This is a genomic window from Blautia sp. HCN-20427, from assembly GCF_037890365.1.
Classification (GTDB): Bacteria; Bacillota; Clostridia; order Lachnospirales; family Lachnospiraceae; genus Blautia.
Genome location: NZ_JBBKBX010000003.1, coordinates 34792 through 60728, shown reverse-complemented (window position 1 = coordinate 60728; position 25937 = coordinate 34792). Strand labels below are relative to the sequence as shown.

At 38.0% G+C, this 25937-nt stretch carries 26 protein-coding genes and 4 pseudogenes; 5 read left to right on the top strand and 25 right to left on the bottom strand.

Annotated elements, in window-relative coordinates:
- Positions 1 to 400: 400 nt before the first annotated feature.
- From ftsH to WKT17_RS02295, 3 genes and pseudogenes are all read right to left on the bottom strand, one after another.
- Positions 401 to 2215: an ATP-dependent zinc metalloprotease FtsH gene (ftsH, locus tag WKT17_RS02305; protein ID WP_204576073.1), complete on the bottom strand. Its 1815-nt coding sequence runs from the start codon at positions 2213 to 2215 to the stop codon at positions 401 to 403.
- 50 nt (positions 2216 to 2265) lie between these two features.
- Positions 2266 to 3255, bottom strand: coding sequence for a choloylglycine hydrolase (bsh, locus tag WKT17_RS02300; RefSeq protein ID WP_005360258.1), 990 nt, complete (start codon positions 3253 to 3255; stop codon positions 2266 to 2268).
- 21 nt (positions 3256 to 3276) lie between these two features.
- A pseudogene (locus WKT17_RS02295) lies at positions 3277 to 3459 on the bottom strand (hypothetical protein); the annotation flags it as partial.
- A gap of 160 nt (positions 3460 to 3619) precedes the next feature.
- Here WKT17_RS02295 and WKT17_RS02290 point away from each other — a divergent pair.
- On the top strand, positions 3620 to 3958 hold the full coding sequence (locus WKT17_RS02290; protein ID WP_007887600.1) for a hypothetical protein: 339 nt from the start codon (positions 3620 to 3622) through the stop codon (positions 3956 to 3958).
- Positions 3959 to 4165: 207 nt separating this feature from the next.
- Here the strand turns inward: WKT17_RS02290 and WKT17_RS16285 are convergent, their stop codons facing one another.
- From WKT17_RS16285 to WKT17_RS02230, 11 genes and pseudogenes are all read right to left on the bottom strand, one after another.
- The gene (locus tag WKT17_RS16285) at positions 4166 to 4486 is read right to left on the bottom strand and encodes an IS110 family transposase (RefSeq protein ID WP_379692550.1); all 321 of its coding nucleotides are present in this window, start codon (positions 4484 to 4486) and stop codon (positions 4166 to 4168) included.
- 10 nt (positions 4487 to 4496) lie between these two features.
- Positions 4497 to 5375, bottom strand: a complete 879-nt coding sequence (locus WKT17_RS02275; RefSeq protein WP_008370190.1) for a transposase — start codon at positions 5373 to 5375, stop codon at positions 4497 to 4499.
- Positions 5332 to 5820, bottom strand: a complete 489-nt coding sequence (locus tag WKT17_RS02270; RefSeq protein WP_340271824.1) for a hypothetical protein — start codon at positions 5818 to 5820, stop codon at positions 5332 to 5334. Before WKT17_RS02270 ends, WKT17_RS02275 begins: the two co-directional genes overlap by 44 nt.
- A complete protein-coding gene (locus WKT17_RS02265) occupies positions 5774 to 6145 on the bottom strand; it encodes a transposase (protein WP_005360252.1) in 372 nt (123 codons plus the stop codon). The genes WKT17_RS02270 and WKT17_RS02265 overlap by 47 nt, the downstream gene beginning before the upstream one ends.
- A 151-nt stretch (positions 6146 to 6296) precedes the next feature.
- On the bottom strand, positions 6297 to 7169 hold the full coding sequence (locus WKT17_RS02260) for a DegV family protein (protein ID WP_005360251.1): 873 nt from the start codon (positions 7167 to 7169) through the stop codon (positions 6297 to 6299).
- Between the two features lie 80 nt (positions 7170 to 7249).
- A complete protein-coding gene (locus WKT17_RS02255) occupies positions 7250 to 8467 on the bottom strand; it encodes an AI-2E family transporter (RefSeq protein WP_243426649.1) in 1218 nt (405 codons plus the stop codon).
- Positions 8467 to 10011: pseudogene (locus WKT17_RS02250) on the bottom strand (cation-translocating P-type ATPase); the annotation flags it as partial. The pseudogene WKT17_RS02250 and the gene WKT17_RS02255, both read right to left, overlap by 1 nt.
- A gap of 175 nt (positions 10012 to 10186) precedes the next feature.
- Entirely contained in the window at positions 10187 to 10426 is a 240-nt protein-coding gene (locus WKT17_RS02245; protein ID WP_008788617.1) for a helix-turn-helix domain-containing protein, read from the bottom strand.
- A 4-nt stretch (positions 10427 to 10430) separates the two neighbouring features.
- Entirely contained in the window at positions 10431 to 10850 is a 420-nt protein-coding gene (locus tag WKT17_RS02240; RefSeq protein ID WP_010727158.1) for a sigma factor-like helix-turn-helix DNA-binding protein, read from the bottom strand.
- Between the two features lie 226 nt (positions 10851 to 11076).
- Positions 11077 to 11424, bottom strand: a pseudogene (gene mef(H) / locus WKT17_RS02235) (macrolide efflux MFS transporter Mef(H)); the annotation flags it as partial.
- On the bottom strand, positions 11385 to 11708 hold the full coding sequence (locus tag WKT17_RS02230) for a hypothetical protein (protein WP_010727157.1): 324 nt from the start codon (positions 11706 to 11708) through the stop codon (positions 11385 to 11387). The pseudogene mef(H) and the gene WKT17_RS02230, both read right to left, overlap by 40 nt.
- Before the next feature lie 504 nt (positions 11709 to 12212).
- Between WKT17_RS02230 and WKT17_RS02225 the strand changes: the two genes are divergently transcribed.
- Entirely contained in the window at positions 12213 to 12566 is a 354-nt protein-coding gene (locus WKT17_RS02225; protein ID WP_001227347.1) for a helix-turn-helix transcriptional regulator, read from the top strand.
- Between the two features lie 59 nt (positions 12567 to 12625).
- On the opposite strand, the gene WKT17_RS02220 is transcribed toward WKT17_RS02225, so the two are convergent.
- From WKT17_RS02220 to WKT17_RS02205, 4 genes are all read right to left on the bottom strand, one after another.
- Positions 12626 to 12814 (bottom strand): cysteine-rich KTR domain-containing protein, encoded by a 189-nt coding sequence (locus tag WKT17_RS02220; RefSeq protein ID WP_012962334.1) that lies wholly within the window; start codon positions 12812 to 12814, stop codon positions 12626 to 12628.
- Between the two features lie 97 nt (positions 12815 to 12911).
- Entirely contained in the window at positions 12912 to 14831 is a 1920-nt protein-coding gene (tet(M), locus tag WKT17_RS02215; protein WP_021382096.1) for a tetracycline resistance ribosomal protection protein Tet(M), read from the bottom strand.
- Positions 14832 to 14846: 15 nt separating this feature from the next.
- Positions 14847 to 14924 (bottom strand): tetracycline resistance determinant leader peptide, encoded by a 78-nt coding sequence (locus WKT17_RS02210; protein WP_078372222.1) that lies wholly within the window; start codon positions 14922 to 14924, stop codon positions 14847 to 14849.
- Positions 14925 to 15438: 514 nt separating this feature from the next.
- Positions 15439 to 16059, bottom strand: a complete 621-nt coding sequence (locus WKT17_RS02205) for a helix-turn-helix domain-containing protein (RefSeq protein WP_010727155.1) — start codon at positions 16057 to 16059, stop codon at positions 15439 to 15441.
- 526 nt (positions 16060 to 16585) lie between these two features.
- On the opposite strand from WKT17_RS02205, the gene WKT17_RS02200 reads away from it, so the two are divergent.
- From WKT17_RS02200 to WKT17_RS02190, 3 genes are all read left to right on the top strand, one after another.
- On the top strand, positions 16586 to 17728 hold the full coding sequence (locus tag WKT17_RS02200) for an XRE family transcriptional regulator (protein ID WP_010727154.1): 1143 nt from the start codon (positions 16586 to 16588) through the stop codon (positions 17726 to 17728).
- Positions 17721 to 17927, top strand: coding sequence for an excisionase (locus WKT17_RS02195; protein WP_002341493.1), 207 nt, complete (start codon positions 17721 to 17723; stop codon positions 17925 to 17927). The genes WKT17_RS02200 and WKT17_RS02195 overlap by 8 nt, the downstream gene beginning before the upstream one ends.
- Before the next feature lie 78 nt (positions 17928 to 18005).
- On the top strand, positions 18006 to 19199 hold the full coding sequence (locus WKT17_RS02190; RefSeq protein ID WP_010727153.1) for a site-specific integrase: 1194 nt from the start codon (positions 18006 to 18008) through the stop codon (positions 19197 to 19199).
- 167 nt (positions 19200 to 19366) lie between these two features.
- Here the strand turns inward: WKT17_RS02190 and WKT17_RS02185 are convergent.
- The 7 genes and pseudogenes from WKT17_RS02185 to WKT17_RS02155 form a co-directional block, all read right to left on the bottom strand.
- Positions 19367 to 20455, bottom strand: a pseudogene (locus WKT17_RS02185) (cation-translocating P-type ATPase); the annotation flags it as partial.
- A 57-nt stretch (positions 20456 to 20512) separates the two neighbouring features.
- Positions 20513 to 21085 (bottom strand): CDP-alcohol phosphatidyltransferase family protein, encoded by a 573-nt coding sequence (locus WKT17_RS02180; RefSeq protein ID WP_008370184.1) that lies wholly within the window; start codon positions 21083 to 21085, stop codon positions 20513 to 20515.
- On the bottom strand, positions 21075 to 22139 hold the full coding sequence (locus WKT17_RS02175; protein WP_006858452.1) for an FUSC family protein: 1065 nt from the start codon (positions 22137 to 22139) through the stop codon (positions 21075 to 21077). Before WKT17_RS02175 ends, WKT17_RS02180 begins: the two co-directional genes overlap by 11 nt.
- A 31-nt stretch (positions 22140 to 22170) precedes the next feature.
- Positions 22171 to 23214 (bottom strand): HAMP domain-containing sensor histidine kinase, encoded by a 1044-nt coding sequence (locus WKT17_RS02170; protein ID WP_117861348.1) that lies wholly within the window; start codon positions 23212 to 23214, stop codon positions 22171 to 22173.
- A complete protein-coding gene (locus WKT17_RS02165) occupies positions 23214 to 23924 on the bottom strand; it encodes a response regulator transcription factor (protein WP_003693048.1) in 711 nt (236 codons plus the stop codon). The genes WKT17_RS02170 and WKT17_RS02165 overlap by 1 nt, the downstream gene beginning before the upstream one ends.
- Positions 23903 to 25336, bottom strand: coding sequence for a phospholipase D family protein (locus WKT17_RS02160; RefSeq protein ID WP_340271819.1), 1434 nt, complete (start codon positions 25334 to 25336; stop codon positions 23903 to 23905). Before WKT17_RS02160 ends, WKT17_RS02165 begins: the two co-directional genes overlap by 22 nt.
- Before the next feature lie 174 nt (positions 25337 to 25510).
- The gene (locus WKT17_RS02155; RefSeq protein WP_006858455.1) at positions 25511 to 25936 is read right to left on the bottom strand and encodes a MarR family winged helix-turn-helix transcriptional regulator; all 426 of its coding nucleotides are present in this window, start codon (positions 25934 to 25936) and stop codon (positions 25511 to 25513) included.
- Position 25937: the final 1 nt, after the last annotated feature.

The window sequence follows — 25937 nt, the reverse complement described above, 5'->3', positions numbered from 1 at the left end:
TCTGTTTTATTGTGGTAAAAACATCTAAAAATACCAAACACGTCTATAAAATTAATTTCGCCACCGCAGTAAACATATGCAGGGCATATCTCAAACACGGCGGTGATGAAACAGAGACCATGCTTCTCATACAAAAGTATCTGACACCTGTCAGGTACAATCGAAAATATCCTATCCACCTCAGTCCAAAGAGAAATAGGGATTTCATGTATCGGGTTGCATAAATCTCGTTACCATTATACTGCGTTATGAGGCAGATATGCAATCTGTCTTTTTGTCATACACAAAAAATACAGCATTTCTTAACTGAACAGTATTTTCAATGCATGAACGCATATGATATGCTGTTTTCATCATAAAAAACCTTATCTAAATGACATTGATTATCTAATTAACTACATTATTTTCTGTCTAAAATATCCATAAATTCGTCACCTGTAATTGTTTCCTTCTCATACAGGTACATAGCCAATTCGTCCAGTTTTTCCCTGTTTTCGGAAAGGATTTTTCTTGCTTTTTCATGCTCTGCTTTTACGAGCTGCACGACTTTTTCATCAATTTCCTTCTGGGTATCTGTGGAACAGGAAAGAGACGTATCGCCGCCAAGATACTGGTTGGTCACGGTTTCCATTGCCACCATGTCGAATTCATCTGTCATGCCGTAGCGGGTGATCATCGCTCTTGCAATTTTTGTTGCCTGTTCGATATCATTGGAGGCTCCTGTCGTGATCTCACCAAATACGATCTCCTCTGCCGCACGTCCGCCTGTAAATGTAACAATCTTATTCTCAAGTTCTTTTTTCGTCATCAGATATTTATCACCCTGCTCAACCTGCATAGTGTAGCCGAGTGCACCTGAGGTACGCGGGATGATCGTAATCTTCTGGACCGGTGCTGAATGACTCTGCAATGCAGCTACCAGAGCGTGTCCTATCTCATGATATGCAACAACCTTCTTCTCCTGATCTGAAAGAACCGCATTCTTCTTCTGATATCCTGCAATAACCACTTCTATACTTTCTTCGAGATCAGATTCATTTACAACGGTTCTTCCACTACGGACAGCACGTAATGCTGCTTCATTTATAATATTGGCAAGCTCCGCACCGGATGCACCGGATGCCATACGTGCAATCGTATGCAGGTCAACATCATCAGATGCTTTTATCTTCTTTGCATGAACCTTTAAAATTGCTTCACGGCCTGCAAGATCCGGCAGTTCAACCGGCACACGCCTGTCAAAACGTCCCGGACGTGTAAGTGCCGGATCTAACGACTCCGGACGGTTCGTTGCAGCAAGAATGATGACACCATTATTTCCTTCAAATCCATCCATCTCTGTAAGAAGCTGATTTAAGGTCTGCTCCCTCTCATCATTTCCGCCCATTTGTCCGTCACGCTTTTTACCAATGGCATCAATTTCATCAATAAACACGATACATGGTGCCTTTTCCTTTGCCTGTTTGAAAAGATCTCGAACCTTGGAAGCTCCCATACCGACAAACATCTCTACGAATTCTGATCCGGACATTGAGAAAAATGGTACATTTGATTCACCCGCAACTGCTTTTGCAAGCATTGTTTTACCAGTTCCCGGAGGTCCTACAAGAAGGACACCTTTTGGCATAGACGCACCTACATCGGTATACTTCTTCGGATTGTGAAGATAATCAACGATCTCTGAAAGGTTTTCTTTCGCCTCATCTTCTCCTGCAACGTCTGAAAAACGGATTCCCTCACTGGATTGCACATAAATCTTCGCATTGCTTTTTCCCATTCCAAAAGCCATCGAATTTTTTCCTCCGGCATGCTCCATCAGTTTCTTCGCCATATAATTTCCCAGTGCGATAAAAAGGATCAATGGCAAAACCCCGGTCAGCAGGAAGCTGATGATCGGTGACATCTGCTTATCGATATCTTTTGCGAATACTGCTCCACATTCATATAGCCTGTCCGTCAGGTTCGGATCGTTCATCAGACCTGTTTTATAAATATTTTTTTGATCTTTATCTGTAAAGATGATCTGATTGTCCTTAACTTCTACTTCACCGATATTCTTCTTCTCGATCATGCTCATAAAAGTTCCATAATCCGTTTCCTTTACCTGATGCTCCATAAGGATTGGTGCGACAACCAGATTAAATACAATCAGCACTATTAACACAATCCCATAATAATATGCCAGTGGTTTTTTCGGTGTTTTAACTTCTTTCATGGTCTTTCCTCCTGTTGTTCTGCGATATGCTTTCTCCGTGCATTTTCGTATTATTTATTCTGCCATCTGACTTCGCCCTTGGACAGAAGCGGATAACAGATCAGCTGATCTGAATCCAGATTTTCCGCATGCATGTCAACCGCTGTGATCTGATGATTATCATAAGTCGTATAATAATAAATACCTTTTGCTGTATTACAACAGGACGTGTATATCGTGATCTCATATTTGCCTTCTGTCACCTCACAACATCCACGCTGCTGATCTACAGATCCTAAGATATGGAAGAACTGGCTTACACTCTCACCCTCTTCTTCACCGGAGATCGAATTTAATTTTGTAAAGGCAACTTTCACAAATCTTGACTGGCTGGAAAGATCTCCAGGTATTCCCATTCCACCCATTCCTCTGCTATATGCATCAAGCTGTAATACTCCTGCAAAAGTACTCTCCGGCTGTTTTCTGGATACTCCGGCATAATTATTCAGTGCAAACATCTGACCCAGGAATGGTGGATTATTGGTAAGCACTCCTACCGGATTATCATATACATGCAGCCCATCCTTCATAGACTCAACAACGATACAGGCGTCTTTGTCTGCAATGATCCAGTGAAGCTGTGCTGTCGGCAGCTGTTCACTGAATGCTGTGCCTGTCAGTCTCATTGCTGCCAGCTTCTCTCTCGCCTCTGCTACAGTAGCACACTGTGTAAGGATCCATGGGATGAACTCGAACTGTGCCACCTGGCTGACTTCTGTTTCATCTTCCGGCAAAGCCTCTTCATATGCCGCATTGCCGACAAAATTAAGACCTGCCATTCCAAGGCCTTTTTCATTAACAGCATCATAATAAAGCGGATAACCTCCTGCAACAAATGCCATTCCGATCAAAGCATAATGGCTTTTTATCTTCCCGGCAAACCGGAAATCAAATTCGTAATTTCTTGGCGTTATCGTGATCTGTTCCCCATAGGAAAATTCATAATCAAGCGTTCTGCCCATATAAAAATCTTTTGTTTTGTAAGTTGCTGCTGTACACATATCGAACACCTCTTCTTTCTGCTATAATAATCCTGCAAACAATCGCATAAACAACTGTTCGAGCCGTAAATATGCACTCCGTCCTGTGCGGTACTTTTCGGTCACTTCCCTGCATTCATTCATGGTTGCTCCCAGATCATCTCTTATATCCAAAACTGTCTGACTATCCGCCATAAAACAACCATTTTCAAAGTGGTGATAAAGCAATGCCATTCAGTTAAGCATCATTTTAGTGGTTTTCTGTCATAGAAAGCCACTGTTTTTATACCTAAAAACTTTAAAAATATTACAAAAAACAGTTGACAAGTAAGCCAATATATGTTGCGCAAGCCTTGATTATAAACATATTTCAAGGAGGCTCATTATGGCTGATTTTTTCTTATCTAATTTAAAATCCACACTCGACAACTGCATCACAGAACTCGATGAAATTCACTCCATGTTCTGCCGTAATCCGGAAAGTGATTTTACCAGGAACCGCAAACTTTCTTTCCGCGAGTATATTCAGTTTATGCTCCAGATGCAGAGTAAATCCGTTTCAAATGCAGTAAACATATGCAGGGCATATCTCAAACACGATGGTAACGAAACAGAGTCCATGCTTCTCATACAAAAGTATCTGACACCTGTCAAGTACAATCGAAAATATCCTATCCACCTCCGTCCAAAGAGAAATAGGGATTTCATGTATCGGGTTGCATAAATCTCGTTACCATTATACTGCATTATAAGGCAGATAAGCAATCTGTCTTTTTGTCATAAAAAACCTTATCTAAATGACATTGAATGATTTATTTTCTATCTAAAATTTTATTAAAGCGACTAAAGACTCCATAGTTTGTGTGTTTGACTTACTGTTTATATCTATCTTCTCCTAAATATTTTTCTAGTCATTGCAATATAAAATTGCTTATACAGTCTCTCCCTTAAGCGTCCTGGTATTCTGGATAATATACAGAGCGACCGATATGACCATCATTATAGCGCACAAACCAATCAACAGATCTGATACCATCGGTGTAATTTGGAACCATATAATATCCCTATTTGGTATGTAACTTGCTTTTACTAATCCATGGCGTACCAGATCGGCAATCCACTCTGCATCTTTTACATCCGTCTTACGTCCGGGAACTCCTTTGATATGCTGCGCATTCACAACCATGATCGGTATCTGTTCTTCTTCAAATATATTATATACAGGTTTCCAATAAGAGCCCGTACTTTCCATGGCAGCCATCTCACAATCTGTTTCTTTCAGCCACGAAACTAATTGGAGATCTTGCAGGCCTCCTGGATTCTATCGACCAGCTTTTTGGAAAATATAATGCTTTTTTATAATCTAATAGCTTTTGAAAATCTAATGCTGCTATTTTAAATCCGAAGAATAACCGGGTACGTTTTTTGCCATGCACAGGTATCTTGTCCACATGATATCTTCGACGAAGAAGAGAGGGAATTGCTTCTACTCCATTTCTAAATTTTGCATATTCAGAAAATTCTTCCGTCTGCATGTACTGTAATTGTTTTGCACGACCAACGGATTTCCAAGATACTTCCTTTCGGACTCGTGTTTTTAGAAAACGCGACTGACACCGTTCTTTGTAAGGACATCCTTCGCAGTCACTTATCCGAAAATACGCAACGGAACGCTCATTGCCTGGATCATAGATACAGTCTTCAGGTACACGATTATTCTTACATTTGATGAGATATTTTCCATCATCAGTAAAAACAAAATCAGCATATATTTCATCTGGTTTGCGTCCTGTGAAATTGGTTGTAACAAGTTTTAGATTATGTTCAGATGCTAAACGTGAGTTCTCTTCTCCGCTGTATGCCCCATCGGCAACAATAAAAGAACCATCAGAAAAATCTTTTTTCTCATTAAGATAATCTTTCATAAACTGATTATCTGCGTAAGTATTTTGCTGGTAATCGTAGACAATGACCAGACTGCTTTTTTCTCCGACAGCTTCAACTACGTTTCCAACGTATCCAAGATGTCTGCCACCTGCTTTATAGCGGAAAGTGGCTTCTGGATCAGAAGGATTAAGCAATACTTCTGAAGGATTTTCAACTTCCTCTTTTTTGTCGAAGCCGCCTTGAGCCACCATCATCAATGATTGTGCGTTCCTTTAATAGGCGAATAAGAAGCTGATATTCACTTGTATCATCAAAATCACCGGTTGAATCACAAATCTTTATCAAGATATCTGCATCTTTCATCACAACAACGTTTCTCTCAGTTGCATCCATATCCCGCTTGTGATAAATGCATTTATTATAATCATCTTTTTTAATATAATGATATTGTTCATCCGGAATTTTTGTTCCACGCTCATCCATTATTTTGCAAAGATTAGCAACACAAGTATAAAACAATTCAAGCAATGAGAGGTTTCTGATATTTGCAGCAACCATTAAACTGTCCATACGTTGTTTATCCAGAGTGATATCCATAAAATCAGATATTTCTTTTGCCATTTTTACAACACATTCATGAATACGATCAACATCATGCTCTGTTTCCTCTTGCTCTAAACCTGCTGAGGGTTCTGTCACTAATTGGCTGCTCTTCAAAACTGGTTGTGTGCAGTGCATACTGATAGCGGATATCAAATGCCATAGCTTCAACGATCTCATCGTCAGTAACATTAAGAGCTTCTTTAAGAATCAGTGCCCCAACAATCACATTGACCGGAGTATTAGGTCTGGATGCTTTTTTACTGTAAAGAACAGAAAAAATATTTTCATCAATAGCAGGAAAAACTTTGTCTGCAAAAGTATTTGCCCATGATTTTTCTAACATTCGTTTTTCGCGTTCTGTAAGATTAAAAGTACTGTCTAAAACAGTAAGCTGTTGATTATCATTTTTAACAAAAGACATATAGATCACCTCATAAAATGCTACCTACATTTTACCAAAGAATCCAATGTTTTTACATATCGTGTTAAGTTTTCAAGGTACAAATTTATATCAAAGGCTATAAACCTTTTGACACCCTAATCTTTTATTTTATCTTCTCCGGAGCAGTTTTTTACACTGGCTTACAGGTGCATCCGATTCCCAGTCCATCCGGACCGATATGACAGGACAAACCGAAGGAAAGTTTATCACACATGACTTCCATTCCCGGGAAACTTTCTTTAATCTGGTTTACCCATTCTTCTGTCACTTCATCGGTACTGCTGGACGCCGCCATCAGGTACACTTTACCCGCAGCATATTCTTCTCGGAAATTCGTTTCCAGCTCATGCTTCATTGCATCGATCATAACTTTACGTGATTTCTTCATACCACGGCATTTCTGGTAGATATCAAGCTTTCCTGTGCTGAAATGCATAACAGGTTTGATATTCAGGACATCTGCTGCCAAAGCTGTCACAGAGCTGACTCTTCCTCCTTTTTTGAGATATTTCAGTGTGCTGAGCCCGATATAAATTGTCATTTTTTCTCTGGTTTCTTCAAGAATTTTCTTGATTTCGACTACACTGTATCCTTCTTCTGCCATTTCTACTGCATCAAGAACAGAACGATGCATCGGGGTTGCCACACGACCGTTATCTACGACAAACACCTTACCGGCAAATTCATCTTCATTTGCCATGGCTTCTGCTGTCATACAGGACCCACTTAAAGCACTACTAAGAGGAATATAAACAATCTCCTCATATTCTTTCAGCATCTCTTTCCACATATCCATAACTTCTGTTGGTGACGGCTGAGATGTAGATACATCTACGCCCTTTCGAAGCATATCATAAAATTCATCTCTGGAAAGATCTACTCCTTCACGATACACTTTCTCTCCGATATAAAAGGGCATCGGTAGTACCTTAATTCCGAGTCTCTGCGCTTCTTCGCTCAAAATTCCACTGTGGCTGTCTGTCATGATTCCTATTTTCTTCATAATATCTTCTTCCTTTGTAATCTATTTTTATAACGTCTTAATAATCGGCATTACACTTCATTTATATTTGAATCATATCATTATTTTTCATTCGGCACGATAAAGGATGACGCAATTTCCTCCTCCGCATACTCTTCCACATCCGTTCTCGTTACTCGTTTTATATGTTGTTTTTTTAGGCGCAGATATACGAACTCCCGGAATATAGTATAAAATACCGATACAAGTGGAATGAAAATCAGCATACCTATAATTCCCATAAGATTTCCGCCGATTGTAACTGCCGCCAGTACCCAAATTGATGGAAGTCCTACTGATCCGCCAACCACATGAGGATAGATCAGATTACCTTCTATCTGCTGCAAAAGCAGAAAAACTATAATAAATAAAACTGCCTGTTTTGGATTTACCATAAAGATCAGAAAACTTCCCACGGCACAGCCAATAAAGGCTCCAAAGATAGGAACCAATGCGGTAAACGCGATCAAAATTCCAATTAAAAGTGCATATGGCATTTTTAAAATACTTAGCGTGATAACAAACATCATTCCGAGAATTACTGCTTCCAGACACTGCCCTGCAAGAAAATTTGCAAATGTCCGATATGTCAGCGAACATATGTTAAGAATTGCATCTGCTTTTTGTTTTGGAATAAAAGCGAAAATCACTTTTCTTACCTGTAAATGTAATTTTTCCTTCTGAAAAAGAATATAGCATGCAAAGGAAAACGAAATAAAAAAGGTCGCTAATCCACTGGCAATGGAACCTACTGCTGACATCGTCGTATTCATCATATTTCCGGCTCCGTTTCCAAGAAGACTTATTCCCCATTTAATTGCCTGATCAGGCTGAAACTGCAGCTGATCTACCAATTTCATAATATCCTGATTATCATGTGAAAATTCCCGAATCCAGTTTTGCATCTGTGGAATAAAATCTGAAATACTCGTCATCAGATTTCCCATGGTCTGTGTAAGCTGTGGAATCACACCAAACATTACCAATACCATTACACCTGCTGCCAATATAATTGTAAGAAGCAGGCTTATCGGTCTCGCAGCTTTTTTTCCTATTTTATTATTTTCTTTTATCTTTCCGAGCATTTTCTTTTCTAGGAAACTCATTGGTACATTAATCACAAAGGCAATTGCACCACCAAGCGCAAAAGGAAACACAATTTTCCATATTGACTTCAGCACTTCAATCACCACATCGAATTTCCACAAAGCAACTACAAGAAATGCCGTAAACACAATCAGTTCTCGAATTTTTTTCATAGAACATCTACTTAAATCCACTATCTTTCCCCTCTTTTTCTTAGTTTCATACGTATACACTTAAGTAATTGAATAATCAGAAGGCTTGCAAAAGCATATAAATATACACATCCAAGCTGCATCAGATTCAAAGTTTCCACTTTAAATAAGTTATGGAAACCAGGAACCGTCAGTACTGTTGTAATGAGTACTGCACCTAACACAAATGCTCCCTGAAGCCACTTGTTATGAAAGAGACCTTTTGTAAAAATGACCGGATGATCTGATTTGCAATTATATCCATGAAACAAACGTGCCAGACAAAGAGTTCCAAAAGCATACGTGTTTCCAAGCAATGTACCATTCTGGTTGTATCCTGTCAAAAAACTGATCATTGTCATTGCTCCAATTACCAAACCTTCCAGACCGATTTTGCTAAGAAAATCTTTTGTCAATATCGACTCATCTGCCAATCTCGGTTTTTCACTCATCACTTCACTTCTATCCGGCTCTAAGCCTAACGCAATTGCCGGAAGACTATCCGTCAAAAGATTAATAAAGAGTAAATGTACTGGTGCAAATGGCACCGGAAGTCCTGCAACCGATGAACAAAGAACGGTTAAAATTGCTCCGAAATTTCCTGACAAAAGAAACTGTATCGCATACTTGATATTCTGATATAAGTTTCGTCCATTTTCCACTGCTTTTACGATTGTTGCAAAGTTATCATCTGTAAGTACCATCGCTGCTGCATCTTTCGCAACTTCCGTTCCGGTCATTCCCATTGCAACACCAATATCTGCCTGCTTTAATGCCGGTGCATCATTGACACCGTCTCCTGTCATTGCCACAATCATTCCTCTTTCCTGCCATGCCCGAACAATGCGGATTTTATGTTCCGGTGACACTCTTGCATACACAGAAATATTTGGGACAAATTCTTTGAGTTCCTCGTCACTCATATTTTCTATATCTGCCCCTTCACAGGCTTCCGATAAATCATGTAATATTCCAACTCTCTTTGCAATTGCTGCTGCTGTAATTTTATGATCTCCGGTGATCATAACCGGTCGAATTCCCGCTTTTATACATTCCGCTACCGCAGCTTTTGATTCTTCTCTCGGAGGATCCATCATCGCAATCAAACCAAGAAATACTAAGTGATCCTCATCTTGTGTCGTTAATGTGTGATTCTCAGGAATTTCACGATAGGTAAAAGCCAGTACTCTTAAACCTTCCATCGAAAATTCCTGATTTTGACGTTGTATTTTTTCTTTATCTTCCTCAGTAATTTTTCGAATTCCCTCTTTCGTCCAGATTTGCTCTGTACGTTCCAGGAGCTTGTCGACTGCACCTTTTACAATCATTTGATTTTTACCATCTATCAGGTGAAGTGTTGACATCATCTTTCGATCACTGTCAAATGGCAGTTCTCCATTTCTTGGATAAAGCTTTCTTACGCTTGCCGCCTCTATCCCATATCGACTTCCAAGATTAATCAATGCTGTTTCTGTTGGATCTCCAATTTCTACTCCATTTTCATTTGTCGAATCATTACATAGAATACTGTAATTTAAAAGAAATTTTATATCTAATTTTCAATTATCCGCATAAACACTATACATTCAAGCATTTTGAAGTATAGAAAAACACTCATCTTACCACGAATTTACCACGATTGAATGAGCCTTGATATGACCGTAAAACTACTAAGGGAGATAGCACGAAACTGTGTATCTCCCGATTTTTTTATACAGTTGATTACTTCACTCCGATTTCAAATTTCAATATTGCTTTCATCATGTCTGTATGAATTTCTCCTTTTAGTTCTTCATCAACCTGCATAATGATTTTACCACTTTCAGAGTGGTAAAAAGGACGCAAGCATAATTTAGAAATATAACCGTCATAAAACTTCAAAATCTCTTTAACTGCCATTTCATCTCCGCTTGACGCTTTGCAAATCAATTCAAAAGAGGGATAGCCATAATCTTTACTCATTTCTTTACTTCCCTTCGCTCAAAAGCATTTTTAACTTCCTTAGTCCTCTAGTTCTTCTACTGCAAATAGCAGAACGTGATACATGGTACAGTTCTGAAATTTTTCTGTCGTTCATTCCTTGAAAATAACGTAATAAAATCGCACTACGCTGTTTTTCTGACAGTCTATGTAAAACTGTACCAAGTGTTTCATCAGATACATAAATTGTAAAGTGCAAGACTTTAAATGATACACAATCATAAAAACAGGTATCAATCGTTCCACGTTCAACTTGTTTCGTTTCGGCTATTTCACAAAACAATACTTCACGTTTAGAATGTCTTGCAAGCTGTCTGTTTCGACTTTTCACTTTGTTCTTAATGACAATCAGCATTAAAGAATTGAACTGTAATCTGACGATATGCTCGAAAGAAGATGTCCTCATAATCTCACCCCCTTTCTGCTAATGCTGAAATATATAAACGGAATACCGTTTATACCCTTTAGAAATACAGAAAAATGGTAAGAAAAAAGCCCACACAAAACATATATTTGTGCGAGCCTTAAATACTGCAATATTACTCTTTCTTTTATAACACTATCCTTTTAGCAGATTTCAAATTTTCTTTTATATATTGTTTTTAGCCTAACATACTATTTAACCCCTTGTATTATATCTCTAACTTTTGAAAAATTCTTTTTGAATATATTGAAATCATGATTGAAGCAATAGAAGCTACAAACATAACAACCCATGTTTCTTGTATAAATACATCGAATAAAATACCGTAAACCATTTGTCCAATAGGTTGACCGCACATAGCAACTGCTACCAGCGTAGCCATTATCTTTCCTACTAATTGCGGTGGTGTTTGTGTCTGAACAAGAGTGTAAATTTGAACAACAAACATAGTAGATACACCCATAGCCACAAAGCACATCACTGTAACTACCCAGTAGGAAACTATTGCAGGCAATTCTAAAAATAGCGAAATTCCCATAAGTAAAACAGCAGTAGAATTTCACGTTTCTTGTCTGGCAACTCACGTAATGCTTCACTCAACAAATCATTTTCAACGCCTACTGATAACCCATTGAGTGTAAAAATCTGAAAGTCAGTTGAATAGTTATCTGTTGTCGCAAACTGGCTAACAAGATAATCGCCAACATCCGAAAAGGACACCTCACGCTTTGCAATCCTTGAAAGATAAAGCATATAATTCTTTCGCTCGTCTTCCATAGCACGTTTACAGATATAGTCAAACTGATTTTCTATTGTGGTCTGAAAAGAAGATGGTTTCATGTTTCTCACCCCCTTTCTGTCTAGGAAAGGAAGTGAGCCTTGCTCGTTTATCTCCTTTCACTCTTAGTCCCAATGTGAAAGGGGGATTTGTTGCATTACTGATAAATAAACTTTGTAAAAAAGTTCTGAATAGCCAAAAAAGCATATAAACAGATTTATTTCTCTGTTTACATGCTTCTGTTATTCTATCTATATGATTTATAAAACCACATTGGTGGACGTACTTATCTATTGCAGATAGACGACTTTTTTTGACAAGAACCCAATGTAAGGAAATTTATTGTATATGATGTACTTCATGGCGACGTTGACCTCCAACAAACCGCCATTTGGAAGTAATATACAATATTTTAACAGCGTAAATAGCACTACCATATAACGGTTTTTTTTATTGGCGTTTAGTAGTGCTTTTTATTAAATATAAACCTATAAACCATATAACACGTTTTTCTATACCTGTTTTTAATTCAGTAGGAACAATAAAATGTATAGAGGTGGTCTACTATGCGTAAAAAAGAAGATAAATATGATTTTAGAGCCTTTGGTTTAGCCATTAAAGAAGCTCGATTGAAACGAGGTTTAACTCGTGAACAAGTGGGAGCATTGATTGAAATTGACCCACGGTACTTAACTAATATTGAAAATAAAGGGCAACACCCCAGCATACAAGTTCTTTATGACCTTGTATCGTTACTTCATGTTTCCGTTGATGAATTTTTCTTACCTGCTAATAACTTGGTAAAAAGCACCCGACGATTACAGATAGAGAAATACATGGATAGCTTTACAGACAAAGAACTATCCTTAATGGAATCTTTAGCCAGCGGTATCAACGAAGCAAGAAACATCGAAGACTAATTAAAAGAATCCATACATAACGGAAAGAGCCGATAAAATGAGATTGTATTAATCTCATTTTATCGGCTCTGCGTCTTTGCGTCTGGCTCTGTAATCACAGTTACTTTGAACTGCTTTATTTCAATTAAATTTTCTTGTCTGCATTTCGGACAATAGAGGGGGAATTTTTTTAATTCAGTATCTTCCCTTATCTTTAATCGTGTTTTATTTCCACATACAGGACACAATATCCACTTGTAGTTTATAATAACTATCTCCTCCTTTACACTTTAATTCAAATCTTTATTAAAAAATATTTCATCTTATTTAACAAGAAACCATATTTATATAACAACATAAAATACACTAAGTTATTTTATTGAACATATATCGTACTTTATCTATCCGACTATTTGGACGACGGGGCTGGCAAACAGGTTCACCGGTAGTAACATGGTACCCTTTTAACTCTGTTAAACAAACACTACGTCCATTTGTAAAGAAAGTTAAATCACTACGATATTCTTGAATACACCGAGCAGGGATTTCTCCACTAAGAATGACCTCATTATTTTTCAATTGAGTGTCTACGATGTTCGCACAATATTTAGGAGCATCGTTGTATGCTCGTGAAAGATATTCCTGTGGCGCATAAATTTTAAAACTAAGATATGGCTCTAACAATTCTGTTCCAGCTTTTTTTAAGACTTGTTCCAATACAATAGGAGCAAGCATCCGAAAATCTGCTGGGGTACTAACAGGGCTATAGTATAAGCCATACTTAAAACAGATTTTACAGTCCGTCACATTCCAACCATACAATCCTTGTTCACAGCCATAGCGTATCCCCTCCATAACTGCATTTTGAAACGATTGATTTAAGTATCCAAGAGAAACCGAGCTCTCATACTGTACTCCGCTCCCTAATGGAAGCTGTGCTACAGATAGACCAATGGAAGCCCAGAAAGGATTCGGTGGAACTTCGATGTGAATGGTATACTCTGCTTTTTTTAACGGTCTTTCCATATAAATGACTGTAGGCTCTTTTATTTCTATCTCCACATGATACTTTTCTTGCAACAGTGCACTAATCACTTCCATTTGTACTTTCCCTAAGAAAGAAAGTATAATTTCATGTGTCGTAGAATCCACGTAATATCGTAGAAGCGGATCACTATCTGAGATTTCCAAAAGGGCATCAAGCAACATTTCTCTCTGTTCAGGTTTACTCGGTTCAACAGTTGTTTGTAGTAGAGGGTGCGGATTTTCAATCTTTTTTCTCTGTGGCAATAGTTTTGTATCTCCAAGAACACTATTTAACTTCAAAAACTCATTTTGCAAAATAACAATTTCCCCGGAATAAGCCTTATCGATTTTACATAATTCACCATTTATTGAAGTATACATTTCTGTAATTTTTATTTTTTCCTTTTCCGATATTCTAACCGAATCTCGCAAATGCAGTACGCCACTATAAAGACGTATATATGCAAGACGCTGTCTTTTTTCCGAATACTCAATTTTGAAAACTTTTCCGCAAAGTTCAGACTGACCTCGATGTGTTGATGAATAAAATTTATTCGTAATCACTTCTATAAGGTTATCAATCCCTATATTGTTTTTTGCACTTCCGTGATAAACAGGGAACAGGGAACAATTATGAAATCTTATGCTTTCCTCTTGTTCGAGTTCTAATGCTTCCAATAATTTCCCAGACGTATATTTCTCTAAAAGGTCATCGTTTCCCTCTATTACCGTATCCCATTGTTCAGATTCGGTAAAGTTCGTCACACACATATTAGGATACAGTTCTACCTTCTGTTTGATTACAATTTCGGCAGAAAGTTTCTCTTTAATATCCTGATAAACCGTTGATAAATCAATTCCATTTTGGTCAATCTTATTGATAAAAAAGATTGTGGGAATCCCCATTTTCCTAAGTGCATGAAATAATATACGAGTTTGTGCTTGTACGCCATCTTTTGCAGAAATCAGTAGAATTGCCCCATCTAAAACTGATAATGAACGATATACTTCTGCTAAGAAATCCATATGTCCTGGCGTGTCTATGATGTTCACCTTCGTATTTTCCCACTGAAAAGAGGTTATTCCTGTCTGAATTGTAATTCCTCTCTGACGTTCTAAAAGCGTATTATCCGTCCTCGTTGTACCTTTGTCCACGCTTCCTAATTCTGTAATCGCTCCACTGTTATATAATAAGCTTTCTGTTAAGGTAGTTTTTCCCGCATCAACATGAGCTAAAACTCCAATATTAATAATTTTCATGTGATTTTCCTCCATTCAAAAGCCCAAAAGGGCATAAAAATCCCAGTGATAAATACTCTTATCACTGGGATTTTTATGCATAACCATAGGCATACAAAGCATACAGATATTCTCCGGATACTTTAGAATCACATGATAAAGGTATTCTTAAACTGGGTACAAAAAACTAAGCCCTCCTAAAAAAGGACATCCAATTATTTGTTCCCACTATCAAATTGACAGTTTATTTAAGAATACCTTGCCGCATATTTATTAACTCCTTTTAAATAGATACTTAAATAATAGCACGTAAGAGCATATTTGTAAAGGAATCTCCAATTTTTTATCAAAGAGAGTACGTGATTACAAAATAGCTGTAATAATGTACCAATATTTGTTATTCTATAATCTTCCAATTACTCCCGTTCTTTTCAAGTACCAAATCAAATTGAGATACCTGCGTTGCCTTTGCCTGATTTACCACAAATCAGATTTTATCCCTTTCTTCCTCTTGATTGCCCACAACAGAAAAGAAAAAGCCCTGTCAAGAGCTTTGCCACCATTGGTGGTGCTTTGCACTCTTGATCGGGCTTTTTGTTTGCTGTATCTTCTCGCAAGAGGAAAAAAGTTACTCGTCCTCATCATCAAAATTGTTATTCCTTAATACTTCTCGTAACAGTTCCATATCTTCTTTTGAGTTCGGGTTTATCATTTTCACGACTTGATAAGGTGTCTTATACTTATGTCCCTCTATGCTTTCCCCAAACATATCCATACTGTATAAATCATCATAGCGGTCTAATAATTTTTGAAACTTCAAATGCTGGATAAATTCTTTGATTGGGTAAAGGTCGGACGCTTCAATGCTTTTCCCGTTGATATAGTCTGTAATATATTCCCGTAACTTTTCTAACTCATATTCCAGCCATTCTTCCTCGCTGTCAAAGAAGTTATCATAGTGTCCATGTTTCAGTTCTGCATTTAGACGTTCTTCGGCTCTTAAAAACTGACAGACTTCCTTTTCAGATTGATTGACATACTTCCATTCTCCCGACAACAATTCATTGGGCGTAACGTCCAGCACTTCCATTATCTTTTCCAGCGTTTCATAGGCAGGATAGTTCAACCCTCTTTCAATCTTGGAAAGGCTCTGCATATTGATACCGATTTTGTCCGCAAGTTCCTGTTGTTTCATTCCCCTAAATTTTCTTATGGTCTGTATATTATTTCCTAAATGGCTTATTTTCATTGCATAACCCTCCATATCTCGTTATATCTTCGCTATTATAAGTCTATCATGCTTAATATGATTTGTAAAGGCAAAAAAAGATATTGACAAATAAGCATATAAGAATTACTATGTTCTTGTAATCGAATAAGCACAATAGAATGAAATATAAAAACATTCAAAAAGAAATACCTATCTGATTAAATCCGTAGATATGAATATCGGTTGAAATGGAACTTGTTAGAAAAGGCAAAACAGAACTTGCTGACAAAGTATTTCTGACACGGTGGCGGAAGCCTCTCAGGCTTACCGCCATGACACCTTGTGTCAAGGGGAAGAAATGCTTTGTCGGCTGGCGAGCCTGCGAGCCTTGTCTGTGCCCCCGTTATCTAACAGGGGGGCACTATTTCACAAAAGACAAGTCAAAAACCATACAACCCCAAAGCTGTAAGGAGTAATGAGGAGTTTTAAGAAGATAGTAATTTCACATTCTTTTGAATAGTGGTTTACAGGTATTTCAAGGCTATTGTGGGATTGGAGGAATACAATGAACAATTTAGAATTTGCACTTGAAATGAAGAATAAACGTCTTGCAAGCGGTCTTTCACAAGGAGAACTTGCAAGTCTTACCCATGTATCAAGATATAGTATCAACCGCTTTGAGAACGGAAAAGCCAACGCCAGCAAGGAAACACAAAATATTATCCTGCGTTGTCTGAATTACTATATCTGCGATAAGCCTTTTTATCTGCTCGTTGATTATCTGTCTGTCCGTTTTCCAACGACTGACGCATTGGAAATTATCCGAAAGGTGCTTGGCATGAAAGCAGATTATTTTATCCATTATGACTATGGATATTATGGCTATAAAGAGCATTACGCCTACGGAGAAATCAAGGTTATGGCTTCTGATGATGAACACATGGGCGTATTTTTGGAATTAAAAGGGGCAGGCTCACGCAATATGGAATATGTTTTACAGGCACAGAACAGGGATTGGTATTCATTCTTGAACCGCTGTCTTGACTGTGGCGGTGTTATCCGACGTTTTGACTTGGCAATCAACGATATGTGCGGTCTGCTGGATATTCCCGTTTTATCTGAAAAATACAAAAATGGCGGTGCGGATTGTCGCTGTAAAAACTATGAAAATGTGCAAGGCGGTAAACTAAGCGGAAAAAACCGCAATTTAGCAAGCACCCTTTATATCGGCTCAAAAGCAAGCACAAAATATTTCTGCCTGTATGAAAAACAAAAGGAACAGGCAACTAAAAAGAAACATACGGATATTATCAACCGTTTTGAAATTCGTCTGCGTGACAAAAAGGCAGTACAGGCAGTTGAGGAACTGTTATTGACGTATAACCCTCATGGGCTGGTGTTTTACCTTATTACTGATTTTGTGCAATTTCCCGACTATCCGCTGTGGGAGATATTCATTTCCCATGATAGTTTACCTTTTGAAATGAACCCCGTACCTGTCAATATGGAACGCACTCTGCAATGGCTGGAAAGACAGGTCATGCCGTCAATCGTGATGATAGAGGAAATCGACAGGCTGACAGGCTCAAACTACATGAAAATGATTGATGAATGTACCCACCTTTCTGAAAAACAGGAAATGCTTGTGGAACAAATGTGTACGGACATAGCAGACGTAATTGAAAGTGAGGGGGTGTTTTATGAGTAATGCACAGGATATTCCCGTATGGGAAAAATACACCCTTACCATTGAAGAAGCGTCAAAGTATTTCCGTATCGGAGAAAACAAGTTAAGACGCTTGGCAGAGGAAAACAAGGACGCTGGCTGGCTCATTATGAATGGCAACCGCATACAGATTAAACGACGACAGTTTGAACAGGTTATTGATAAATTGGACGCAATCTAATGCAAATGAGCCTTGTATGTGTTATGATGAACACAAGTCATATCAAGGCTCTTTCCAACAAGGAAAGGAGCAGACACCATGAAAGAAAAAAGACGGGATAACAAAGGACGTATCCTGCATACTGGAGAGAGCCAACGAACAGACGGAAAATACTTGTATAAATATGTAGACGCATTTGGAAATACAAAATATGTGTATGCTTGGAGATTGACACCCACAGACCCGACACCAAAGGGAAAACGGGAAAAAACCTCACTTCGTGAACTGGAACAGCAGATAAGACGGGATATTGAGGACGGTATCGACAGCACAGGCAAGAAAATGACGCTTTGCCAACTCTACGCCAAACAGAACGAACAGAGGGCAAACGTGAAGAAAAGCACAATGAAACAACGGGAACAGCTCATGCGGTTATTGAAAGAGGACAAGTTGGGTGCTAGGAGCATTGATACGATAAAACCCTCTGACGCTAAGGAATGGGCGTTACGCATGAAAGAGAAAGGCTTTTCCTACAATACTATTAACAACCATAAACGCTCGTTAAAAGCGTCATTCTATATCGCCATACAAGACGATTGTGTAAGGAAGAACCCTTTTGATTTCAAGTTAAGTGAAGTCCTAGAAAATGATACCAAAGAGAAAGTGGCATTGACAGAGGAACAAGAACAAGCCCTACTGTCATTTATTAAGACGGACAACGTGTATCATAAGTATTATGATGATGTGCTGATACTGTTAAAGACTGGACTTCGTATCTCGGAACTGTGCGGACTGACAGTAGCCGATATTGATTTCAAGAATGAAGTTGTGATTATCGACCACCAGTTATTAAAGAGCAAGGAACAGGGCTATTATATTGAAACGCCTAAAACAAAGAACGGAACAAGGCAAGTGCCATTAAGCAGAGAAACAATACAGGCATTTCAACGGGTTATGAAAAAACGCCCAAAGGCAGAACCATTTGTGATAGACGGACGGAGCAATTTTCTGTTTGTCAATCATAAAGGCAAGCCCAAAGTTGCGATTGATTACAATGCCTTATTTGTCCGTATGGTAAAGAAATACAACAAGCAACACAAGGACAATCCCTTGCCACATATCACACCGCATACGCTACGCCATACGTTCTGCACAAGGCTGGCAAGCAAGAACATGAACCCGAAAGATTTACAGTATATCATGGGACATTCAAACATCAGTATCACAATGAACTGGTATGCTCATGCGTCCATAGATACCGCAAAATCAGAGGTTCAGCGTCTAATCGCATAGAAGTATTTACCACGATTTTAACCACGTTTGATAGCGAAAATATAAAAAGATAGACCTAGATATGTGAGGTTTACCACAAAAGCAAAATGCCCGTAGAGCCGATAAAATAAGGCTTTGCGGACATTTGAGAAGATATAAAAAGATAGTCAAAAAGGCATATATAATTTAACGATACATTTTTGTGCCTGATCTGATATATCAATTGCCTCTGCTGAAATTCTTTTTCCATCTATATAATAATCTTCAACCGTCATTTTATTCTGTGTGAGCGTTCCTGTCTTATCCGAACAAATAATAGAAACACTTCCAAGTCCTTCTACCGCCTGTAGTTTACGAATGATTGCATGCTCTTTTGCCATCTTCTGTGTTCCGAAAGAAAGTACAATTGTCACGATAGAACTTAGCGCTTCAGGAATTGCTGCTACTGCAAGTGCTACTGCAAACATAAATGCACTGCTGATCTTTTCACCGCGGAACACATTTATTGCAAATAAGAGTCCGCAAAATACCAGAATCATAATAGAAAGCTTCTTTCCAAAGACTTCCAAACTCACCTGAAGTGGTGTCTGTTTTTCCGAAGTTGACTTCAAAAGTCCTGCAATCTTTCCGACTTCTGTCTGCATTCCTATATCCGTTACAACAGCTTTTCCACGCCCATACGTTACAAAACTACCGGAAAATAACATATTTGTCCGATCACCAAGTGGCGCTTCCGTCAATATTGTATCCATGTTTTTCTCAACTGCAAGACTTTCTCCTGTAAGAGCACTCTCATCAATCTTAAGACTTGCATTTTCAATCAGTCTTCCATCAGCCGGAATCATATCTCCTGCTTCAAGCAGTATCACATCTCCAACAACCAGTTCTCTTGCCGGAATTTGAACGACTGTACCATCACGCAATACTTTTGCCTCCGGGCCAGAAAGATTCTTTAAACTCTGCAGAGATTGTTCTGCTTTTACCGTCTGTATTGTTCCCAAGATTGCATTGATCATAATAACCGTCACGATAACTGCCGCACTTTCCACATCTCCAAGCATACCAGATATGATTGCTGATGCAATTAGAATCAGTACAAGAAAATCCTTATACTGTTCAAAGAAAATCTGCAGGATACCTTTCTTCTTTCCTTCTGTAAGTTCATTCCACCCACACTTTTCTCTGGATCTTTTCACCTGTTCACTCGTAAGCCCAGATTTCTTGCCATTCACCCTTTCAAGAACCTCTTCTACCGTCTGCTGATAAATTTCCTTCATCACTTCCGCTTCCTCGTTCTCCTAAATATTTTTCTAGTCATTGCAATATAAAATTGCTTATACAGTCTCTCCCCTAAGTGTTCTGGTATTCTTGATAATGTACAAAACAACTGATACAACCATCATTATAGCGCACAAACCAATTAACAGATCTGATACCATCGGTGTAATGTGGAACCATATAATATGCACCGCTGCAGTTCCATATAATAAAAAGGTTACTATTTTTCCATGCCAGTCTGCACCATGCACTTTTCCTGTTTTTCGTATCACAAGGCATCCACTAACCGCCATATAAAGTTCCTTAACTGCCATTATAACGATCAACGGGAGCATATGTGGAAAGCGAGTAAACAAGCAAATCAACATTGCTGCCTGTGTCAGCTTATCGGCAACCGGATCGAGAATCTTTCCTAGATTGCTAATCATATGAAATCTTCTTGCAATATATCCATCAGCGAGATCCGTAAGACCGGATAGCAATAAGATTTCTCCTGCTAACAAAGGATTTTCCTTTACACAATAACTCCATATAATTACTGGAATCAGACAAAACCGAAAAAAAGAAAGCAAATTGGGTACTGTAATAATTCTATTCAAATTTTCTTCCTGATTCACTTCACTCTGCATGTACAGTCACATCACTTTCCTTTTTTTTAGACATAAACCAATAAAATATAACACAAAATGCTAAAGCAAACACAACACCAAAAACATTTTGAATCACTCTAAGACTAACCGCTCCTTGTAGTCCATAAGTCTCTGCAGCAATGGCTAAAGCACCAAATGTGTTAAATACTGCCTGCCAGCCATATTGTGCTGAAAATCCTACACCGATTCCACCAAGAATTCCTATATATGCATAGATTGACGAAGGAAGCAGAAAATATAATACTGTAAAACATATAACACCTGCAATATTTCCGACAATCCTTTTACGGACTCTGTAGTGCATATCTTCCATAAACGGCAAAATCGCGGACATGGCCGCAATACCAGCCCACATTGCACGTGGCATATTACAAAGTTCTGCAATGCAAAGGACAATCGGTACGCATAAAATCTGACATATCTGCCATTTTGTTCTGGAAGAAGTGATATCAAATTCTTGTATCAGATCTTTCAGATTTCTTTTATAAGTTCTGTTTTTATGATTTCGATAAAATACGAAGCAGGTAAGTGCTGCACCTAAAGCCATTCCGACTAATCGCATCTGATAGCTTTTTCCCGTAACATCATAACCATATAGCAGCAGATACCCAAGAACCAATGTAGATTGATTAAACATGAATGGATTATGGCATCCGAACAGAATCAACACAGCCAGTGCCGCAATATTTAACAGCATTCCCAATACCGGTGAAAACTGATTTGCTAAATGCGGACATACAGTCATAATTACAAAGAACAAAGCCAAAAGCATCGTAGATTGTCCGGTGTGGATCCCCAGATCCGCATTTCTAAACACCATGAGACATAATAAGACCACTACACCTACAATGCTGTTCTCATTTCCAAATAAGATACTGAAAATAGTAACAAATAAAAAACAAAATGCCATTGTAACAGCTATCTTTACCAAATATACCAGTATATGATATGATTTTTCTTTCACTGTTTCACTCTTTTTCAACAGATTTTTAGAACCTGCCTGATTTAACTGCAATTCCTGATAAAATGTCATGTAATTCCTCCTCTATCTGTTTTTCTTAAACTTATATGGCCTCATCTTTCTGTATTGGAAGCTCTACAACAAATCTGCATCCACCATATTCACGGTTTTCTGCTTTGATTGTTCCTCCGGCACTATCTACAATCCGTTTTACAAGTGCAAGACCTAGGCCATTTCCTTCTGCTTTATGAGATCCATCTACCTGATAGAACTTGTCAAATATTCTGGATTTTACATCATCCTCTATTCCTGGTCCTTCATCTTCCAGAATGAACTTAACAGAATCCTGTTCTTGTTTCAGAAACATCGTAATTGTCCCCTTTGAAGGGCTGAATTTAATCGCATTATCCAAAAGATTTATCCAGATATGCATAAAAAGTCCTTCATTCCCAGTATATTTAACTTCCTCCAATTCTACCTGAAAACCAATTTCTTTTTCTGTCCATTTTGTTTCCAATGAAAGAAATGCCTGGCGGATCTGTTCATCCAGACGATATTCTGTTTTTTTCATTGGTATATTCTGATTCTCTAACTTGGATAACAGCAAAATATTACCAACCAATCCGGAAAGTCTTTGGGTGTTAAATAAGATTTTTTCTACATATTCCTCTTGATCCGAAGACAGTTCTTCTCCCTGAAGCAGCATTGTATATCCTTCAATGGCATTAATCGGGGTCTTAAACTCATGAGAAACATTAGATACAAAATCCATCTGCAGCACCTCTGTTGCACGAAGTTCTTTTGTCATAACGTTAAAACTTTGATAAGATTCTCCAACTTCTGCTATACGGCTGTTCGTTTCCAAATGCTGTTCAAAATCTCCCTGAGAAACTTCCTTCATTGCTTTACTAAGTCTGGTAATTGGTTCCAGTAACTTTGCATTGATAAAGGAAGTGATCAGCCCTGCAATCAATGTATTGAAAATCAAAAGCCAGCCAAGCACAGGTATGCTGCCCGGCAGATTAAAAAAATGATTCAAAAAAGCAAATAATAAAGCAGATATGACTGTTGAAAATACAAGTGCCAGCCAGATTGCACCAGTCAGACAGGATCGGATCCGCAATCCTTTTTCTTTCTTTTGTTCCATTATTTTTTCACCACCTTGTATCCAATTCCACGCATTGTTACGATTTCAAAATCAGGGTTATCTTTAAAACGCTCTCTGATTCTTCCTATATGTACCTCTATCGTATGTGGGTCTGCCTCCGTCTCGTATCCCCATACTTCATCCATCAACTGTTGTTTTGTAAATGTTCTGCCTGGCGAAGCTGCAAGCTTATATAAAAGCAGGAATTCTTTTTTAGGCAAAACAAGACTTTCCTTATCAGTTGTAACCGTCATTGCATCATAATCAAACTCTGTTGAACCGATCACAATTTTGTGTTCATTCAGTATCTGTGCACGGCGAAGCAGTGCTCCGACTCTTAAAACCATTTCATTCACATTTACCGGTTTTACCATATAATCGTCACTTCCCGAAAGAAATCCCTGGCGCATATCATCAAAGGAACCTTTCGCAGTGATCATAAGCACTGGTATCTGATATCCTGCTGAACGAAGTTCTGACACCAGTTCATAGCCATCCATAACCGGCATCATAATATCAGAAATGATCAGATCAATATATTCCTTATCCAATACTTCTAATGCCTGTGCTCCATCCGATGCACTTTTGACTTGATATCCATTCTTCTCAAGCACTTTTTGGAATAGCTGGCTTAATTCTTTATCATCTTCTACAATCAATATTTGAAACACGTTTTCCTTCCTCCTTATTAAAACAGATACCTTGCCCATCCAAGCAGATGCTGTACCAAAAATATTTTTCTCTGACGTTTCTTTGTTAATTCGATTGGCTCTACATGATATGGATCACGATAGGTTCCATCTTCCAATATCTGGCGGGACACTCTTTCATATTCCATCATGCCCTCTTCCAACTGTTTATTAATATCTTTACTGCGAATTACAAGCATCAGTTCCGTATCCAGATACGTGCTTCTCATATCCATGTTAAAGGAACCGATTACGGATAGATCATCATCAATCAGGATGCTTTTTCCGTGGTAAGAATAGCCGCCTTCATACTCCCAGATATCAATTCCTGTATTTAAAATTCTGTTTCTGTTTCTCGCATAATCAGCAGAACCAAACGGATTTCCATTGTTGGCAACCGAATTGGTCATGATAGAAAAATCCGGAACTCTCTCCGCAATCTCTTTCCATGTATTATACATCATATCATTGCAGATAATATATGGTGTATGAATTTTCACGCGCTCTTTTGCATTTTTCATTAGTTCTCCCAGTTGATACCACACTACTGGTTCTTTGGAACCTGTGTGGATAGGATTTGACACTAATGCAATCTTTTCTGTCTCAAAAGTTTCGTCCGTATAATCGGTATCGCAGATTCTTTCCTTATTCTCTTCAAAATATTTCTGATAGCCGTTCTGCAGCTCTAAAACTGCGTTCTTTACAGATTTTCTATTTGCCAGTTTTTTATTGTTATGAAAATAACCACTGTCTTCCTGATCCCATATAGTTTCAAAATAATCTAACAACTGGTTAACTGAATTTTCTTTCTCAGGTTCATTGCAAACAACCAACACGTCTCTGTCATAGTTCTTATGTCCCGGAAAATCCCCCAGGAAATAATTATATGTATTTCTTCCGCCAAGAATATATGTCTTACCATCTGCAATCAAATATTTATCATGCATTCTACCCATCATTTTCCATGGTTTCAACGGGTTGGCTTTATTATACAGTTTAATTTCAACATTCTCATGGGAAGATAATCCATAGAAATACGGATTCCCTTCCATATCAATCCAGCTCTCCATTCCATCTACTAACAGACGAATATGCACACCTCTGTCTGCCGCATCATGCAGTGCTCCTAAGATTAATTTTCCACTTTCATCGGATTTAAATGCAAAAGTAGAAAGAATAATTTCCTCTTTTGCATTCTGGATCAAACGCACTCTTTGTAAAAGCGCTTCTGGATTCTTTTCTATGATCACTGCACGTTCCGTATTTTCACTGCATTCGTTCCACGAACCATTTTTTGTTTCTTTTTTGGTTGTATTGGACACTTCCGGCTGCTTTTTATATGCAATGCAGATTCCGAGCAATTCATAAAAAGCCACACATAAAAAAATTGCCAGTATAACAAGAAGGATTTTACATATTTTATGCTTTTTCATTGTACATCACCTGATTCCTTTTTATTTCATACTTATACAATACAAAGTCAATCTCAATTTAACCTCAACAAAATTTATTTTTCATAAAAAATATGACCGGCTTCTTTTTAATGAAACAGTCATATTTTTATTCTAATATATGAAGGAGCTTTTCTTACTCCGTTATATTAATCACTATTTTATTTCTTCCATAAGCTGTCGGATTTTTCTCAATGTACACCGTGTAACTGCCAGGTCATCTTCTTGTATATTCGATATGATTTTTTCATAAGCTTCTATCATTTTTTCTTTCTGACAATTACTTAATTCAATTGCCTTGTTCGTCAAAACAAGGTATGTTCTTTCTTTTTTTTCATCTAATTTCCAGATAATATATCCTTTATTTTCAAGACTTTTTACCATCTTAGATGTTTCTGGAATCGATAATTTCATGTATTCTGCCACTTCTGAAAGATATACTCCTTCATGACAGTCTGATTTTTCAACACATTCCTTTATACTATAAAGAAACAAATAATCTGTTCTTTCGACAAATTCAAATATACTTTCAACATTGATGCTCTTTAAAAAAAACTCCTCTGCACTGGTTCCTGCTCCCATA